Here is a 16,037-nt window from a genome sequence, read left to right on the forward strand (position 1 = left end):
CTTCCAAGGAGACACGTCATGACCGCCCTCCCCGAGGTCATCCACTTCCAGAAGTGGATCGACGACCACGCCCACCTGCTCAAGCCGCCCGTGAACAACCGCACCATGGCCCTGGGCGCGGACTTCATCGTCCAGGTCGTCGGCGGCCCCAACCAGCGCACCGACTACCACGTCGACCCGTACGAGGAGTGGTTCCACCAGGTGCGCGGCGCCATGTACGTCGACGTCATGACCGAGGACGGCCCGCGCGCCGTCCACATCCGGGAGGGCGAGACCTGGCTGCTGCCCGGGAACGTGCCGCACTCCCCGCAGCGCCCGGAAGCCGACAGCATCGGCCTGGTCATCGAACGCGTCCGAGAGCCGGGCACCCTGGAGAAGTTCCAGTGGTACTGCCCCGCCTGCCACGCCCTCGTCCACGAGGTGGAGCTCCAGGTCACCGACATCGTGGCCGACCTGCCCCCCGTCTTCGCCGCCTTCTACGACGACCGGCAGGCCCGGATCTGCGGCTCCTGTGGGGCCGAGCACCCCGGGAAGGGATGACCCCGTGCCCGAGCACTCGCACGAGACCGACACCATCGACATCCACACCCACTACGTCCCGCACGGCTGGCCCGACCTCCGCGCCGACGCCGGTCCCCAGGCGCCCTGGCTGCGCGTCGAGTCGGAGGCCGACGCGATGATCATGCTCGGATCCCGGGAGTTCCGGCGAATCGGCGCCGAGTGCTGGGACGCGTCGGCCCGTCTGAAGGACATGGACGCCGACGGCATCGGCATGCAGGTCGTCTCGCCCACGCCGGCCTTCTTCCACTACGGCCGCAGCGGTGCCGAGGCGGCACGGATCGCACGGATCTTCAACGACCTGGCCCTGGACATCGTCGCCCCGGCCCCCGACCGCCTCGTCCCCTTCTGCCAGGTGCCGCTGCAGGACCCCGACGCGGCCTGCCGCGAACTGGAACGCTGCCTGGCCAACGGGCACCGGGGAGTCGAGATCGGCAACCACGTCGGCGACCACGACCTGGACAGCGCGGGCGTCGTGACCTTCCTCCAGCACTGCGCCCTGCTTCAGGTCCCGGTCTTCGTCCACCCCTGGGACATGGACGACTCACCCCGACTGCGCCGCTGGATGGCGCAGTGGCTGACCGCCATGCCCGCCGAGACCCATCTGTCGCTCCTGGCGATGATCCTCGGCGGGGTCTTCGACCGTGTCGACGACCGGCTGAAGATCTGCTTCGCGCACGGCGGAGGATCCTTCGCCCTCTGGCTCGGACGCATGGACAACGCCTGGCGGGGCCGCCCCGACGTGGTGGGCACCTCCGAACACCCTCCGTCGCACTACATCGGCCGGTTCCACGTCGACTCCGTCGTCTTCGACCCGCGCGCCCTGCGACTGCTGGTGGACACCTACGGCGCCGGACAGGTCATGGTCGGCAGCGACTACCCGTACCCGCTGGGTGAGCGGCCCGCGGGCCGCGTCGTGCGCGAGAGCGGCTTCCTCTCTCCCGAGGAGAAGGCGTCGATCCGCAGGGGCAACGCCGAACGCTTCCTCGGGCTCGCCGGTTGAGAGGCGGTGCCCGGTGCCGGGCCAGGACCAGTGCACAAGCCGCCTAACATGACTGCCGGACCTGCGGAGGTGGTGAGATGTCCCAGCTGGGCCGCGACGGCACGGCCGGCCGGCGTGAAGACCTGTTCTCGGTCATCGACGCCGCCGGGGAACTCCTCAACGTGCCGATCGTCCTGGAGGACACCGAGTTCCGGGTGCTCGCCTGGTCGAAAGGACAGCAGAGCGCGGACGAGGAAAGGGTCTCCGGGATCCTGGAGCGGCAGGCCCAGCCCTGGCTCGTCGAGGTGCTGCGCTCCCGGGGTGACATCGCCCGCCTGATCGCCTCCCCGGAGCCCGTCTTCCTGGACCCGGCCTCCGACCGGGCCAAGCCCCGGATGGCCTGCCGGGTCCAGCACGACGGTCCGCACCTGGGATACCTGTGGGCCACCACCCAGACCCCGTTCGACCCACAGCAGACGGCGCACTTCCGCGCCGCCGCGCAGACGATCGCCGTCCGTATGAGCCGCGACGGGCAGGGCACCACTGACAATGACGACCTGGAGGCCCTCCTGTTCGGGACGGCGGACGCCGAACAGGCCGCCGCGCGGCTGGGGCTGTCCACCACCAAAGCCACTGTCCTGGCCGCCGCGCCGGGCCGGTCGGCGCATGATGCGGCCTTCGGCGAGACCCCGTCGGACATGCTGCGTCTGTACCTGACGACCGTGCACCCCCGATCCCTCGTCACCCGGCACGACCGCGCCACCTACGCGGTGCTGCCCTGGCCGGCATCCACGGACGACACCGAGGCCAGGGCCCGCTCGGTGAACGTCGCCCGGGACCTGTGGGACCGTGCGGCGCTGCGGGAGCGCATCGTGCTGGCCGTCAGCTCCGCCGTTGCGGAACCCGGCCGGATCCCGTACGCCAGATCCCACGTCGACCGGATCAACGGGCTGCAACAGCAGTACCCGTCGGCCCCCCGCGTCGCCGCCTTCGAGGACGTCCAGCTGCTGTACGCCCTCTCCCGGCTGCGGGGCGCCCTCCGCCAGGACGGCGAGACCCTGGGCGGCGCCGTCTCCGCACTGGAACGCCACGACCGGCGCCAGCACACCCAGCTCCTGGCCACACTCCGCTGCTACCTGGACCATTTCGGCGACACCAACGCCGCCGCCGCGCAGCTGCATCTGCACCCGAACACCTTCCGCTACCGCCTCCAACGCATCAGAGAGGTGAGCGGCTTCGACCCGCGTGACGCGCAGACGCGCTTCCTGGCGGAACTGCACCTGCGCATGCGCGATCTGGAGATCCCCGACTGATTAGTGTTCCGACGAATAAGTTGAGCAGTGCGGGGGCCGCCGAGGACCCTTTCGGCATGGCACTGCTCAGCGACCGCAACCTCCTGCTGCTCTTCGTCGGCCAGGGCGTCTCCAGACTCGGCGACGGCCTGTACACCGCCGCCGTCGCCTGGCAGGCATGGGCCCTCACCCACAACCCGTCGGCGGTCGCGCTCGTCACCGTGGCCGCGTACGCCCCGGCGTTCCTGGCCACCTTCGTGGCCGCCTCGTACGCCGACCGCTACGACCGCAGACGCCTGATGATCGGCACCGACCTCGCCCGCGCGGCCATGGTGGCCGCCGGGGTGGGGATGCTGCTGGCAGGTGCGCTGAACCTGACCGTACTGGTCCTGGGAACGGCCCTGCTGGCCCTCATCGGCGCGCCCTTCGCACCGGCACGGAACGCGATCGTGCCCCAGCTCGTGTCGGCCGAGCATCTGCAGCAGGCCAACGGCGTGCTCCAGGTCGCCTTCCGAGCCGCCTTCTTCGTCGGACCGCTGCTGCTCGCCCCGCTGCTCGCCTTCGGCTCCTTTCCGCTGGTCATGGTGGTGGACGGGCTCACCTTCCTGCTCTCCGCGGCGGCCCTGTACGCCCTGCGCGTCCGCCGTCCCGCCCCGGCCGGGCCGCGCGTCCGGCTGGGCGCGGACCTCGCCGCCGGCCTCGCGGCCCTGCGGGCGGCGCCCGATGTGCTGGTCGTCATCGCGACCTTCGTCCTCGCGCTCGCCGTGGCCAGTGGGTTCCTGGCCGTCGGCCTGGTGGTTCTGGTCGGCCAAGGCGGTCAGTACGGGCTCATGCTGGGCATCGCCGGCCTCGCCGAGATCGCCGGCGCCCTGGTGCTCGTACGCCTGCCGCTGCCCAGACTCGCCGTGACCGCGGTCCTGGCCTGGGCCCTGCTCGGAGCCTTCCGCCTTCCGCTGGGCCTGGTCCACGCGCCTGCGGCCATCGCCGTGCTCCTCGCCGTCACCGGACTCGCGTCGGCCCTGACCGACATCCCGTTGATCGCCTTTGTCCAACAGCGCATTCCCGAGGCCCACCTCGCCAAGGCTCTGGGCCTGTGGGAGGCCGGTATCGCCGGCGCGCTGGCGGTGTCGCCGTTCCTGGCCTCCAGCGTCATCGGACACATCGGAGTGGATCGCGCCTTCATGGTCTCCAGCGCCGTGCTCATAGCAATCGCGCTCGCTGCCGCGGTTGCGCTCACAGCGATGTCAGGAGCCCGCAGCCGCCCCACCGAGCGCGTCACGGTCCTGTCGCAGCCGTGACCCCTTGCGGGATGGCGACGGCTAAGGGCCATTCGTAGCCGCTGGCCAGCGCGTTTCGTCGGTGCCCCTACGCCCCTGGACTTACGAAGATGCGAGCGGGGAGGCTGATGCCGCTGCGGTTACCCGCTCAGTCTGGGGGAGACTGCGGCCCGGCACCCGTTTCAACTGGTTCACGGTGACCTGAGCTCCGCGCCGGGGCAGCCTGGAATCAGAAGGGGTAGGCGGGGATGTCGCCCCGGACGGTCACCCACTGTTGCTCGGTGAAAGCCTCGAGGTTCGCGGTGGCGCCGCCGTGACGGGAACCGTTGCCGGAGTCGCCGCGACCGCCGAAGGGCACGGTGGCCTCGTCGTTGACCGTCTGGTCGTTGATGTGTACGAGCCCGGTGGGAATGCGTTCGGCCAATACCAGACCCTTGGCGATGTCCCGGGTCAGCACGCCCAGCGAGAGTCCGTACTCGGTTCCGGTGGCCAGCCTCGCCGCCTCGTCCAGATTGTGGAAGGGCACCACGGGTGCGACCGGGCCGAATATCTCCTCCCGGTAGGCGCGTGCGGTCAAGGGGACGTCGGCCAGCACGGTCGGCCGGTACAGAAGGCCCTCGTAGGTGCCACCTGCCACGAGCCGAGCGCCTGCCGCCACGGTGTCGTTGACGACAGCGTGCGCGGCCTGCAGCTGCTGCTCGTCGATCATGGGACCAACTGCCACCTCGCTCCTCGCCGGGTCTCCCACTGTCACGGCATTCGCCCGCCGGACCAGCGACTCGACGTACTCCTCGGCGATCGACGCGTGCACCAGATGCCGGCTTGAGGCCATGCAGATCTGCCCCGCATGGTGGAAGGAGCCGAACGCCCCCGCGGACGCCGCCTTCTCCACATCCACGTCTTCCAGGACGATCAGCGCCGAGTTGCCCCCCAGTTCGAGGTGGACGCGCTTCAGATGCCGCGTTGCCGCTGCCGCGATCGCTTTTCCGGCCCTCGTGGATCCGGTGAAGGCGATCACGGGCACCTGGGGGTGATCCACCAGTGCCGCGCCGACGTCAGCGCCCCCCGGCAGTACGTGCAGCAGGCCGCTGGGAAGTCCCGCCTCCTCGAAAATCCTCGCGATCACTACACCGCCGCAGATCGCGGTCCGGGGGTCGGGCTTGAGGACGACGGCGTTTCCCAGAGCCAGCGCCGGCGCCACCGCTCGCATCGCCAGCACCATCGGTGCGTTGAACGGGGAGATCACACCGACAACGCCGACCGGGCGCCGACGGGAGAACGACAGCCGGTCCTCCACGGAGCGGAGCACCTCCCCGAACGGCGCGGCGGACAGCGCCGCGGCTTCGTGGCACTCCTCCGCTGCCCCGTTAGAGGTCTGGAACTCTGCGAACGCCCTCAGCGCCCCCGACTCCCGCACGATCCAGTCGGCGATCTCGGAGTGGTGCTCTTCGAACAGGTGTGCAGCACGCCGCAGGACCTGTGCCCGTTCGACGTACGGCAGCGCCGCCCACTGCTGCTGCGCCTGCGCCGCCTGCCCCACAGCCCGCCCCAGGTCGTCGGGCGTGGCCGCACCGACCCGCCCCAGGGTCTCACCGGTCGCCGGCTCGAGCGCGTCGTAGACTTCGCCCGAACCCTTGATCCACTCACCGGAGAAAATCCTCTCCGACCAGTCGCCTGCTTCCATAAGCGTCATGATGTTCTGCTCCTCGTAGGGTGATGGGGGGTCAGCCGCTGCGCGATTGACATCGCCGCCCGTCGGTCACGCCGAAGCATGTGTCCGGGCGGGGGGTTGGGACGGGCCGAGTCGCTCGAAGTGCCCTTGGTGGAACACCAGCGGCCTCACCTGCGGAAACAATGAGGTCCCGTGCAGCCGTAGTACGGCGATCACGTGGTCGCCCGCCTCGATTTCGGAGTCCAGCGCGCATTCCAGCCACAGCACCGTGCCCGGCAGGAAGACCGCGCCGGATTCCCCGGCCTCCCATCGGACACCCGCGAAACGATCTTCTGCCGAGGAGGCGAGCGCCCGGCACAGGGTCGCGTGGTCCTCGGCGAGCACGCTGACACCGAGGCTCGGCACCTGGCGCAGCGCCTCCCACGTGCGGGAAGTGCGTGCCGCACAGAACGACACCAACGGCGGCTTCAAAGAGACCGGCACGAACGAGCTCGCCGCCATCCCGACGGGCCGGCCACCCACGAGGGCGCAGACCGCGACCACTCCGGAGGGCAGGTGACCGAACGCGTGGCGCAGCTCTTCGGGCGTCTCCTGGGATGCTTGCATCGACACTTCTCTCCTCGCCGCCTGAGCGGTTCAGTTGATGCCGCCGTCGATGACCAAGTTGACGCCGGTCACGAAGTCGGCGCGGGGGCTGGCCAGGTAGCAGACGGCGGCGGCGATGTCCTCCGGCCTGCCGATGCGGCCGGCGGTCTGGCGGAACACCTCGACGGCGATGTGGCGCTCGTGCGCCTGCCACCCGCCCTCCAGCCGCATCTCGGCAGCGATGGCGGCGAGTTCCGCGGCGGAGCCGGGCGTGTGGATGATGCCGGCACTGACGGAGTTGGCCGTGATGCCGGTTCCGGCCAGGCCGCGGGACAGGCTGCGTGTCATGTTGATCTCCGCTGCCTTGGCCGCCTGGTAGTCGGGGAAATTGGGCGGTTGGTGCAGGGCGATGGCGCTGGCGATCTGGATGACGCGTCCCCAGCCGCGCTCCCTCATGGCGGGGACCAGGCTGTTGACCAGGGATGCGGTCGAGATCACGTTCAGCTTGTACGTCTCGAGCCAGTTGCCGGGCGAGGTACCGAACCAGCCGTCGCGCTCCCAGCCTCCATGGCGTCCGCCCGCGTTGTTGACCAGGATGTCCACGCCGCCGGAGTCGAGCAGCCGCCGGCAGACGGCGTCGACCTGGTCGGCGTCCGTGAGGTCGCCGAGCACCTCGTCGGCCTGGCCACCGTTCTCCCGGATCATCGCCGCGATCTTGGACGTGCGCTCCCGGTTCCGGCCGTGCACGACGACGTGGGCGCCCTCGTCGGCCAATGCCAGCGCGATACTGGTGCCGATGCCTGAGCTGCTGCCGGTGACGAGGACCCGCTTGCCGTTCAGTTCGAGGTTCATGATGTCTCCTGGTCCAGCTCAAGCGACGGGTTCGACGATGCGCGGGGCCTCTGCGGCCTTGGCCACTCCGGGCACGGCCGCCATGCCGTCGGTGAACGGTGTCTGCCCCAGGAGATGCCGTCCGCTGATCTCCGCCGCCGGGTCGAGCCGGGTGGAGCCGTGGGTCAATGCCACCCGCGCATCGCGTGCGAAGCGCTGAATCGGGTTGCGCAGACCGACCGTGGACGAGCCGAGCGCGATCTGTATCGCGTCGATGGCGGCACCACAGACATTGCCGGCGTGCACGAAGTCCATGGTGATCTCGGACTCCTCGGCCGCCGTGAACGGCTGTCCGGCGCGCGCCTTGCGGTCGATGTGATCCGCGCGGCCGAACAGCAGGCTTTCCGCCGCGTTGATCATGGCGCGCGTCTTGCCCGCGACGACCTGCACCGACGGAGTGGCGGCCAGCGTGTCGTAGGGGAGGTTGAAAGGCTTCTTGCGCCGGCTCTGGTCGAGGAAGCAGTCGAAGGCGCCCTTGGCCATTCCCAGGACCACAGCCATGGTCTCCATGGCCACGATGAGCATCAGGCCTCGGGCGTCGAGGGCGAAGCCCAGCCCCGCGTAGCGTTGGTGCAGGCCGTCCAGACGCCCCGGCAGGCCGGCGAGATCTGCGACGCGCCGTTCGGGGACGAAGACTTCCGCAGGTGTCGTGACGCTGTTGCTGGAGGAACCGGACAGTCCCATGACGTGCCAGTCCTCGACGATCTCGTACTGGCCCTTCTCCAGCAACGCCATCGCGCGCGTCGTGGTGCCGGGGGCGGTTTCCACCTCGATGCCGACGACCAGATAGGCGGCGTGCTTGGAGCCGCTGCCGAAGCCCCACCTGTTCCCGGCCTCGATCACGTAGCCGCCCGGAACCGGGCGGGCCTTCTGAATCCTCTCCGAGAACAGCGAGGCGCTCGCAACGACCGGCCCCGGCCACTGCGGAGCGCGTGCGTAGACCTCGGTGACCGTCTCCTGCGGGAAGGTGAGCATGACCCGGGTGAACCCGCTCGCGATCATGGCGGTCCAGCCCGCCGATCCGTCGCCGCTCGCCGCCGCGCTGACGATTTCGGCCAGATCGCGCGCCCCGAGGGCATAGCCTCCGAGTTCCAGCGGCACTGAGGCCCGGAACGCTCCGGCCTCGTGCAGCGCATCGAGCGTGGGCGACGGCAGACAGCCGATTTTCTCACCTTCCGGGGCGTACTCCCGGATCAGCGGTACCGCTGCCCGCACGGCGTCACGGATGCGGCGCCCTTCCGGTGTCGTGAACGGTGACTCGTGTATAGACCCTGGATCAGTCATAGCTGGCGCTTCTTTCATATACATATCTTTTCGCTCACCAAGCCGATGGTGTGCCGAGCGGCAGGATTTCTCGTATTTCGTCGATACTGCGTATTTCGTTGTCGACCACTTTGAAGAGGGCCATCATGTAAAAAGAGCCGTTGTCGGGTCGCGGGCTGCCGGGGACGGGGTGGAAGTCGACGACGACCACACTCGCCGCGATTCCGCGGGCCACGTCGACAACGGGACAGCGACGCCCACGGGCCTTGGGCCTGGCGCCTCGGGTGTTGTTCAGGCAACTCGCGACGGTGTGGACGGTGGCGTCCGGAGACAGCAGAGTGGTGAGGGTGTTCGTCACCTTCTTGCCGTTGTCATAACGGTCACAGCGGTATCCGAAGCGAGCCAGGCTGCCGTCGCTTTCCTGCAGTGCGGTCCAGTAGCTGTCCGCCGCAAGGGCCAGCCCGTCTCGGTCGCAGGCTCGGTCGGGCGGAACCGGTGCGCCGTAGAGCACGTCGGGTGCCAGCAACTGGTCCACATCGGCGAAGTGCCCGCTCGGATCCGTGCTGATGACGGCCTCGGCCTCGGTCACCTCGTCCCCGACGACCTTCAGTCGCAGGCCGAACGGCTGGCGTTGTCCCGCCGTGACGACGACCCCCATGGTCATGAGCTGCCCCTGGACCGGATCGGCGAAGGTCTGTAGGCCGAGGAAATCCTCGGCGGTCGCCCAGAGCCCCTGTCCTGGTGCGACCTCATCGGCGTTCTCCGTCGCCCGGAATGAACGCGCGAGGCTCGCGAGGCCCGGATCGTGCCCCACCAAGCTCTGCAGGAAGCTCTCCCCGTGCCTGAAAAGGTCCCGCTCGGTTTCCCAGCTGTGCGTCATTCCGGCACCACCAGTCAGGGTTCGCATTCCTGCCCGCTCCTGCTCTTCGAGTGGATGTCTTCTATCGGCCCCGGCAGATTGACCCTAGGTCTCGTCCCTCTCGGTAACCAGACGGCGTATTCGGATCTGTCGGGGTTATCGACTGCGAAGGGGCCGGGTGCGATTCACCGGATTCACCGGAATTCCGGCTCCTGCCCTTCGAGCACAGCTCGGCGGTACTGCGCGAGCATTTCCTGTTTCACGGCCTGAAGCCGGGCCGCTTCCGGTGCGTCACGACGGCCGATGGCCCGCAGGACATCGTGTGTGGACTGGGCGAAGAACTCGATGACCCAGGACGGCGCATGCAACTCCTCGCTCATGCTCCAGGACACATAGGCCTTGATGCCATTCACGAAGAGCGACAGCAGCACATTGCGCGCAAGACGGTTCTGCAGCCGTTCGATCAGCTGGACGCTGGCTATCGGTGCGGCACTCGTCAGTTGCCGCAGTTCATCGAAGAGCGCGTCGAAAAGCTCGGCATCGCGGGGACCTGTCTTCCGGGCGGCGATCTCGGCCATCTCGATCATGAGACTGCCGAGTGCCAGGGCGGCGCCCTCAGGCGGTTCGGAGTGCGATGCGAGGTAGACGCAGACCTGACGGCTCAGGGGGGCCGGGCTCGGGCACCGGGTCATCAGGCCGTGTCCGCGTCCGGGCAACGTGACCGCTGTCTCCGCGTCCTCCATCATGCGGATTGCCTGGCGGATAACGCTGCGGTCGACGCCGAATCGTTCAGCCAGTTCGCACTCGTTGCCCAGTGGCCGGCCTCGCACCCATTCCTCTGGCGTGATCTCCGACATCATCCGCCGCACGGCCGCGAAGGCGGGTATGCGCATCTGCTCGAGCGGCTCCGGCACCGGCGTGCCCTTCCAGCCGCCTGTCCGTGCGACCTGCGCGAGGGTGTCCCGCGCCGCGCCGCAGAAGAGCGTACGTGCCAGACGCACGGCGTCCTCCGTACGGCCGCGATCGAGGTCATGGATGATCCGCTGCCGTATGTCGGCCAGCGCGTCGGCCCCCAGGGCGGTACTCATCCGCGGCAACAGCGGGGCCAGGACGTCGTTGAAGTACTTCAGCGGACCGCTGCCGCTTCCGTCGATCACCTCGGCGGCGAACCGCCCGAGCAGCCCGGCGGTGTCCGGTATCCCGCCGTCGTCCGCCGCCTGGTTCTCCCATATCGGCCTGCCGCCGGCCTGCCGTGACCGGTCACCGATGAGACGTACGGCGCTGATGTGGACGGCACTCCACGCCTCGACGATGTCCGGCAGCCCCAGGCCGGTGAGGTAGGCGTAACCCCCGATCATGACCAGCAGATGTGTCCCGCCCGGCCTGGCGACCGCGATGCCGCCCTGCGGACCGCGTCGTACCCGCACCTCGTCACGTGCCTCCAGCACGCGTACGGCTTCCCGCATGACGTCCCGGCCGACGCCGTAGTACGCGGCCATGTCGGCCTCGCTGCCGTAAACCTTGCCGACCGGCCAGCCATCGCGGATGAAACGTTCCTCCATGTCCCGGGCGACAACCAGAGGCAGCTTGGTCAGTCGCTCCTGGTCGCCGACCACGCTGGAGTAGAGCTCCGACAGCATGTTTCCCGTCGCTCCGGTCGCTCCGGTCGTAAGGGGGCGCTGTACTCCGCCGGGGCCATCGAAGGGCCCGCGAGAGCGTCTAATTGTGTTCATCGCTGTCCCTCAGATCCGGGGGGTGGCGGAGCAACGGGCGTGATCGCACTCGGTTGCCGGCGGCTCGCCGACGCTAGGGGGTTGCCTCCTGTCCGGAGAGGCGTGTGTCCGTCCCGCCCGTGACCGTGTGCGTCCTGCCCGCATCGCGAGGAGCGGGCTTGACCACCGCGTAGATGTACGGCTTCAGGGTGAACATGAGCAGCGCGGAAACGGTGGTGGCGGCCACAGCGAGTGAGATCGGGAGCGTGTAGCTGCCGGAGGTGTCGAAGCCCATACCGATCAGCGTGGGCCCGGTTCCGATGCTGATCATGCTGCACGCGAGGCTGATGCCGAATATCTCGGCGGACGCCCGAAGCCCGAAGTACCGGGTGATCAGGTAGGGCAACAGGAGCGTCACGGCGGTCAGCGCGCATCCCATCAGGACGACTCCGACGCCCAGCATCCACAAGGTGTCCCCGGCGGCGAGAAGCAGGACCAGGCTGATCGCCGGCAGGGTGTAGAGCACGGCGGCGACGCGGTGCGACCTGATGCGGTCGGTGAGGGAGCCGGAGAACAGCACGCCGACCATCCCGGACACCGCCATGAGGGACACCAGGAAGGTCGCCGTGCCGCCGGTGACGCCGCGGCCGGTGAACCAGTGCACCATGTGCGCCTGCGTGCCGATCAACGAACTCGTCGCGAGGCACTCCGCCGCCGTCAAGGTCCAGAAGGTCTGGGACCGGTATGCCCGCTTCGCGGGCACGCCTTCGAGGACCGCTGGGGACGGCGTGACAGCAGCCGGGGAATCCGTGGCGGCATCCGCGCTCCGCACCTTCAGGAAGAACAGGGCCGATATGCATCCGACGACCAGGACAGCGGCGGCCAGCACCTCGTAGGCGGTGCGCCAGCCGAATGCGTCGATCAGCCATCGCGCCACCGGCGCGACCAGGGACTGCGACAGTGCGGGGGCCACCGCGACCACCAGACCGAGGGCGAGCGCCCGGTTGCTGTCCCACCACGAGGAGACGACGCGCACGTGGGCTACCGGCCCGGCCAGTGCGGCACCGATGCCGATGCAGACGGCGGATGCCCAGAACACGAAGCCGGTTGAGTGTATCTGGGACAGGCCGAACAGCCCCAGGGCGAAGGTCGCGACACCGATGGTGACCGGGATCCGCACCCCGACCCGGTCGATCAGGCGCCCGCTGAAGGGAGTACTGAAAGCGCCGATGTAGGCGGACACCGTGAACACCAAGGTGAAGACGGAGACGCCCCAGCCCATCGATGCCGAAACCGGACCGAGAAAGACCGACAGAGATCCGACGTAAATCGCCGACATGCCGAAGGACATGCAGAGGAAAGCGGCGATCGTAGCGGAGATACGAGCATATGACGACATTCGAAAACCCTCTCGCGACCGGGCTCCGTTGCCCGAATTCGACGTCTATCCTGCTTCTTTGGGAGCGCCGTCCCAGTGCTCGGCGAGCTTGCCGTCCTCGATCCGCCACATGTCGAACCAGTAGGAGCGGTAGGTCTTTCCCGGGGCGTCCGGGTCGGGCAGGTCCCGGGCCAGCATCATCACGACCTTGTCTCCTTCGGCGACGAATACCGGAGGCTCGGGCGCAGGGCGCATGGATTCCCGTGCTGCGCGAGCCTGATCGGTTTTCGTCCACTCGATGATCGCGTCGGCTCCCGAGTCGATGTTGGGGTTGTGCTGGATATAGGACTCGGTGAGGTATTCGCGCGCCTGTTCCGAGGTCGAGGGATCGACGAGGAGTGACATCATCTTGAGCACGATGTCCTTGGGCTGGTCGCCGGACATGGTGGGTCACCTCCAGGAGGGGACGAGGGCGCCGTCGATCCACGTCGAATGGATGCCGAGGCGCATGCGTACAGGAAGCCGCAGCCGGGCGACCGGCCCGCTTGCAAGGTCGAGCGTGTCGAGGATGACGAGTTCGCTGCGCTTTTCCGTCGGCCAGTTGAGCGTGGCGATCAGATAGCCGTCGTCCTCCGCGGACTCAGGGGACTTGGTGAAGTACACAGGGTCCTGGAACGTCGCGGCCGGCCCGGGATACCAGTCGTCACGGGTCCCGGCCACCAGATCGAAGTGGCTGAGCTGGTTGAACATCACCGGATAGGGGCGGCCGTTGACGTCGGTCTCGAGCTTGTCGCGGTCGAGCGTCGGCACGAAGACGTGGCGGTACGGCTTCGACTCGCGATGCGGGTCGATGTGCGGCCCTTCGCCGTTGACGACTGCCAGCACCTCCCGCTCGGTGAGCCGCTCCTCGCCGGTGTGGTAGTCGATGTGCCAGCGCACGTGCCGTGTGGTGACGCTGCCAGGAGGCGTCGGCCTGCCGTTCTTGTCGGGCACGACCGGTGCGAAGCCGTTGCCGTCCGCCTCGTACAGGTCGAAGACGATGACGCCGTCCTCCTCGTAGGCGTTGATCGTGTGGCCGGGAAAGGCCGGCGGGGCCTGGAACCAGCGCACCTCGGAAGCATCGCCGAAGCGCGGAATGACTCCGAAGACCTGCGGAAGGTCGCCGTCGTACACGAAGTGCGGGCCGCCGGCCTTCAGACGGTCGAGGTCGCTGGTAATGGGCATGACCGGGAAGAGCATGAAGTTCTCGGTCAGCGCGCAATCGTGGATCATGGCCGAGTACGGTGCCTCGAACCAGGTCTCGTGGATCACCTTGCCCGAGGCGTCGATCACGTAGTAGGCGATGTCGCGTGTGGTCTCGCCTTTCGCGGCGTAACCGAAACCGAACATCTCGCCGGTGTCCGAGTCGAATTTCGGGTGGGCCGTGAAGGTAAGACTCGTGATATCACCGTGCGCATCCCACACGCCCCGGGTCTCGAGGGTTACGGGATCGATCTCGTACGGCAGTCCGTCTTCCTTCGACGCCAGCATCCGGCCGGCGTGGAAGTAGATGGCGGTGTTCGCCGTCGTACGGCTCGCGCCGGCGACGCTCGGGTCGTCGGAGTACGGATCCCGGTAATTCCCGTAAAGGGATCGGCGGGCCTCGCGCTCGAGCAGAAAACGCTCGGTGCGTACATAGCGGGTCCGGAAGTCGACGCAGCCGTCCTTGATTCGGAACGCGCGTACCGCACCGTCCCCGCCCGCAGCGGTGGTCATCGGCCACAGCACCGGGACCTCGGGAACATACACCTGGTCGGGAACCGCCTGGACGAACAGACCATCGATGTCCGCGGGTACTGTGCCCTCGACGACCTCCAGATCGAACACCTCGATATCGAACCGGCACGGCTCGTCCATTCCCATGGTGATTTCGGGTGGAAAAGTCTTTGCCATGAAGCCGTCTCCTTTGACTGCCGTCGCGCAGAATTTCGCCACGAGCTGCGGTTTTCTGACAGTAGGACGCGGTCGCTGCCCAAACCAGACGGTGGAATCACCGCACCCCACTTCCGGTGACGGCCGGGCAGGCACCAGGCGCCGCGCACGCTCGCTGACCTGGGCTGTTATCCCTGTGGTTTCCGTGTTGACGCTATGGCTCGGAGTCGTTGCCTTGCGTCGTGGTCAGTCGCTGACAGAACTCGCTGGGGGCAGGCGAGTTTGGTCAGCACGGGGCCGACTCGGGTGAGTTTCCGCAGAAAGAAAGGTGGTGGCTTTGCCGCCATCGGCAGATCCGAGCGGCACCGAGGAAATCGACGTGGCCGAGATATTCGGCGACCCGCGCCGACTGGGCCAGATCCTGGAGAACCCGCTGCGCAACGCCCGCATCCACACCCAGCCGCCCACCCGTGTCCACGCGCGGGTGGGCACGACAGAGACCGGACCCAGAACCGGCGGCACCGACCGGCCGGGACGTACCTCGGCCTCGCCATCGCCGCGGCCATCGCCCAGAGCCACGGCGGCCGCCTCGAACTCGACGCAGTCCCGGGCGAGGGCTGCACCTTCCGCCTGGTCCTTCCCGCAGCCGACTTCGTGCAGGGCCGTTGATGAGTCGGTGTCTTCGGGTGCCAGAGATGATGCGCGGTGCTCGCGCTGGTACGGGGCCCGACGGTCCGACAGACCGTCGACTGTGCCGTGATACTGAAAAACTGTGTGCCAGGCGCACGCTCGAGCCCTGGCACGGCTTGCCGCGCCACCCCGCCCGGACGGAGCAGGACCAGGGGTCAGCCCGCGACGACGGCCATCCGCTCGCTGATCTCCTGCGCGGTGGCCAGGACCTTCTGAGCGATCTCCGTCTCCGCCTCCGGGTAGACCCGGGAGGCGAGGGCGGCCACGCTGACCGCCGCGACCACCCGCTTGTTCTCGTCCCGGATCGGGGCAGCGATGCCGACCACGTCGGGATCCAGTTCGCCCCGGGTGACGGAGTAGCCGATGCGGCGGATCCGGCCGAGTCGTTCCATCAGGGCGTCGACGTCGGTGAGGGTGGCCGAGGTGAAGCGGCGCAGTTCGGCGCTCTGCAGCAGCCCGCGGGCTTCGTCGTCCGGGCTCCAGGCCAGCAGGACGAGGGCGGAGGCGCCGGCGTTGATCGGCAGGGCGCTGCCGCGCTCGTACGAGATCCGCACCGCGCGGGTGCTTTCCGCGCGGTCGACGCAGACCACCAGGTCGCCGGTGCGCCGGGTCAGCAGCACGGTTTCGTGCACCTCCTCGGCGAGCGATTCCATCGACGGCACCGCGACCTCGGAGAGACCGTAGCTGTGGCGGGCCAGTCGGGCGATCTCCAACACTCGTAGGCCGAGCCGGAAGCCGCCGCCCGGGGCTTCTTCGAGGAAACGCCCGGCCACCAGACTCTGGAGGTAGCGGTACGCGGTGGAGCGCGCCACGCCGAGCCGCTCGGCCACGGCGGCTCCGGAGACGACGAGATGGACGTCGTCGAACATGGTCAGGATGTCCAGCGCCCGGTCGGCCGTGGAGTTGCGCTCGCGGTAGCTGGGAGACATGTTTCCTGACATACGAGAACTCTAGTGGGTGGGCGTGG

At 68.5% G+C, this 16,037-nt stretch carries 15 protein-coding genes; 5 read left to right on the forward strand and 10 right to left on the reverse strand.

Going from position 1 to position 16,037, the window contains the following annotated elements; translation table 11 throughout:
* Positions 1–18: 18 nt before the first annotated feature.
* From M8J73_RS34860 to M8J73_RS34875, 4 genes are all read left to right on the forward strand, one after another.
* Entirely contained in the window at positions 19–540 is a 522-nt protein-coding gene (locus M8J73_RS34860; RefSeq protein WP_123994214.1) for a 3-hydroxyanthranilate 3,4-dioxygenase, read from the forward strand.
* Positions 541–544: 4 nt separating this feature from the next.
* The gene (locus M8J73_RS34865) at positions 545–1,561 is read left to right on the forward strand and encodes an amidohydrolase family protein (RefSeq protein WP_249829501.1); all 1,017 of its coding nucleotides are present in this window, start codon (positions 545–547) and stop codon (positions 1,559–1,561) included.
* 77 nt (positions 1,562–1,638) lie between these two features.
* A complete protein-coding gene (locus tag M8J73_RS34870) occupies positions 1,639–2,853 on the forward strand; it encodes a PucR family transcriptional regulator (RefSeq protein WP_249829502.1) in 1,215 nt (404 codons plus the stop codon).
* A gap of 56 nt (positions 2,854–2,909) precedes the next feature.
* Entirely contained in the window at positions 2,910–4,130 is a 1,221-nt protein-coding gene (locus M8J73_RS34875; protein ID WP_249829503.1) for an MFS transporter, read from the forward strand.
* Positions 4,131–4,338: 208 nt separating this feature from the next.
* Here M8J73_RS34875 and M8J73_RS34880 read toward each other — a convergent pair whose 3' ends face one another.
* The 9 genes from M8J73_RS34880 to M8J73_RS34920 all read right to left on the reverse strand — a co-directional run bounded on the left by M8J73_RS34880 (position 4,339) and on the right by M8J73_RS34920 (position 14,401).
* Positions 4,339–5,802, reverse strand: a complete 1,464-nt coding sequence (locus M8J73_RS34880; RefSeq protein ID WP_249829504.1) for an aldehyde dehydrogenase family protein — start codon at positions 5,800–5,802, stop codon at positions 4,339–4,341.
* Between the two features lie 66 nt (positions 5,803–5,868).
* The gene (locus tag M8J73_RS34885) at positions 5,869–6,387 is read right to left on the reverse strand and encodes a flavin reductase family protein (RefSeq protein ID WP_249829505.1); all 519 of its coding nucleotides are present in this window, start codon (positions 6,385–6,387) and stop codon (positions 5,869–5,871) included.
* A 30-nt stretch (positions 6,388–6,417) separates the two neighbouring features.
* On the reverse strand, positions 6,418–7,218 hold the full coding sequence (locus M8J73_RS34890) for an SDR family NAD(P)-dependent oxidoreductase (RefSeq protein WP_249829506.1): 801 nt from the start codon (positions 7,216–7,218) through the stop codon (positions 6,418–6,420).
* A gap of 18 nt (positions 7,219–7,236) precedes the next feature.
* A complete protein-coding gene (locus M8J73_RS34895; RefSeq protein WP_055542665.1) occupies positions 7,237–8,541 on the reverse strand; it encodes an acyl-CoA dehydrogenase family protein in 1,305 nt (434 codons plus the stop codon).
* Between the two features lie 34 nt (positions 8,542–8,575).
* The gene (locus tag M8J73_RS34900; RefSeq protein ID WP_229913974.1) at positions 8,576–9,427 is read right to left on the reverse strand and encodes a DUF8021 domain-containing protein; all 852 of its coding nucleotides are present in this window, start codon (positions 9,425–9,427) and stop codon (positions 8,576–8,578) included.
* A 146-nt stretch (positions 9,428–9,573) separates the two neighbouring features.
* Positions 9,574–11,019 carry a FadR/GntR family transcriptional regulator gene (locus M8J73_RS34905; protein WP_107467901.1) on the reverse strand — a complete coding sequence of 482 codons (1,446 nt, stop codon included), beginning with the start codon at positions 11,017–11,019 and terminating at the stop codon, positions 9,574–9,576.
* Positions 11,020–11,185: 166 nt separating this feature from the next.
* A complete protein-coding gene (locus M8J73_RS34910; protein ID WP_308408371.1) occupies positions 11,186–12,490 on the reverse strand; it encodes an MFS transporter in 1,305 nt (434 codons plus the stop codon).
* A 45-nt stretch (positions 12,491–12,535) separates the two neighbouring features.
* Positions 12,536–12,913 (reverse strand): nuclear transport factor 2 family protein, encoded by a 378-nt coding sequence (locus M8J73_RS34915; RefSeq protein WP_107467899.1) that lies wholly within the window; start codon positions 12,911–12,913, stop codon positions 12,536–12,538.
* Positions 12,914–12,919: 6 nt separating this feature from the next.
* Positions 12,920–14,401 carry a carotenoid oxygenase family protein gene (locus M8J73_RS34920; RefSeq protein WP_107467898.1) on the reverse strand — a complete coding sequence of 494 codons (1,482 nt, stop codon included), beginning with the start codon at positions 14,399–14,401 and terminating at the stop codon, positions 12,920–12,922.
* 195 nt (positions 14,402–14,596) lie between these two features.
* Here M8J73_RS34920 and M8J73_RS45630 point away from each other — a divergent pair, with 195 nt between their 5' ends.
* Positions 14,597–15,049 (forward strand): ATP-binding protein, encoded by a 453-nt coding sequence (locus M8J73_RS45630; RefSeq protein WP_332836409.1) that lies wholly within the window; start codon positions 14,597–14,599, stop codon positions 15,047–15,049.
* 176 nt (positions 15,050–15,225) lie between these two features.
* Here M8J73_RS45630 and M8J73_RS34930 read toward each other — a convergent pair whose 3' ends face one another.
* Positions 15,226–16,011, reverse strand: a complete 786-nt coding sequence (locus M8J73_RS34930) for an IclR family transcriptional regulator (protein ID WP_107467897.1) — start codon at positions 16,009–16,011, stop codon at positions 15,226–15,228.
* Between the last annotated feature and the right edge of the window lie 26 nt (positions 16,012–16,037).

Source organism: Streptomyces neyagawaensis (genome assembly GCF_023516595.1).
In the GTDB taxonomy this organism is placed as follows: Bacteria; Actinomycetota; Actinomycetes; order Streptomycetales; family Streptomycetaceae; genus Streptomyces; species Streptomyces neyagawaensis.

Excerpts from the sequence above, each read along its gene's own strand:
- M8J73_RS34895 (WP_055542665.1), bottom strand. The coding sequence starts at position 8,541 with ATGACTGATCCAGGGTCTATACACGAGTCACCGTTCACGACACCGGAA.
- M8J73_RS34930 (WP_107467897.1), bottom strand. The coding sequence starts at position 16,011 with ATGTCAGGAAACATGTCTCCCAGCTACCGCGAGCGCAACTCCACGGCC.
- M8J73_RS45630 (WP_332836409.1), top strand. The coding sequence starts at position 14,597 with ATGGCTCGGAGTCGTTGCCTTGCGTCGTGGTCAGTCGCTGACAGAACT.
- M8J73_RS34880 (WP_249829504.1), bottom strand. The coding sequence starts at position 5,802 with ATGACGCTTATGGAAGCAGGCGACTGGTCGGAGAGGATTTTCTCCGGT.
- M8J73_RS34860 (WP_123994214.1), top strand. The coding sequence starts at position 19 with ATGACCGCCCTCCCCGAGGTCATCCACTTCCAGAAGTGGATCGACGAC.
- M8J73_RS34915 (WP_107467899.1), bottom strand. The coding sequence starts at position 12,913 with ATGTCCGGCGACCAGCCCAAGGACATCGTGCTCAAGATGATGTCACTC.
- M8J73_RS34910 (WP_308408371.1), bottom strand. The coding sequence starts at position 12,490 with ATGTCGTCATATGCTCGTATCTCCGCTACGATCGCCGCTTTCCTCTGC.
- M8J73_RS34920 (WP_107467898.1), bottom strand. The coding sequence starts at position 14,401 with ATGGCAAAGACTTTTCCACCCGAAATCACCATGGGAATGGACGAGCCG.
- M8J73_RS34905 (WP_107467901.1), bottom strand. The coding sequence starts at position 11,019 with ATGCTGTCGGAGCTCTACTCCAGCGTGGTCGGCGACCAGGAGCGACTG.
- M8J73_RS34870 (WP_249829502.1), top strand. The coding sequence starts at position 1,639 with ATGTCCCAGCTGGGCCGCGACGGCACGGCCGGCCGGCGTGAAGACCTG.
- M8J73_RS34900 (WP_229913974.1), bottom strand. The coding sequence starts at position 9,427 with ATGCGAACCCTGACTGGTGGTGCCGGAATGACGCACAGCTGGGAAACC.
- M8J73_RS34875 (WP_249829503.1), top strand. The coding sequence starts at position 2,910 with ATGGCACTGCTCAGCGACCGCAACCTCCTGCTGCTCTTCGTCGGCCAG.
- M8J73_RS34890 (WP_249829506.1), bottom strand. The coding sequence starts at position 7,218 with ATGAACCTCGAACTGAACGGCAAGCGGGTCCTCGTCACCGGCAGCAGC.
- M8J73_RS34885 (WP_249829505.1), bottom strand. The coding sequence starts at position 6,387 with ATGCAAGCATCCCAGGAGACGCCCGAAGAGCTGCGCCACGCGTTCGGT.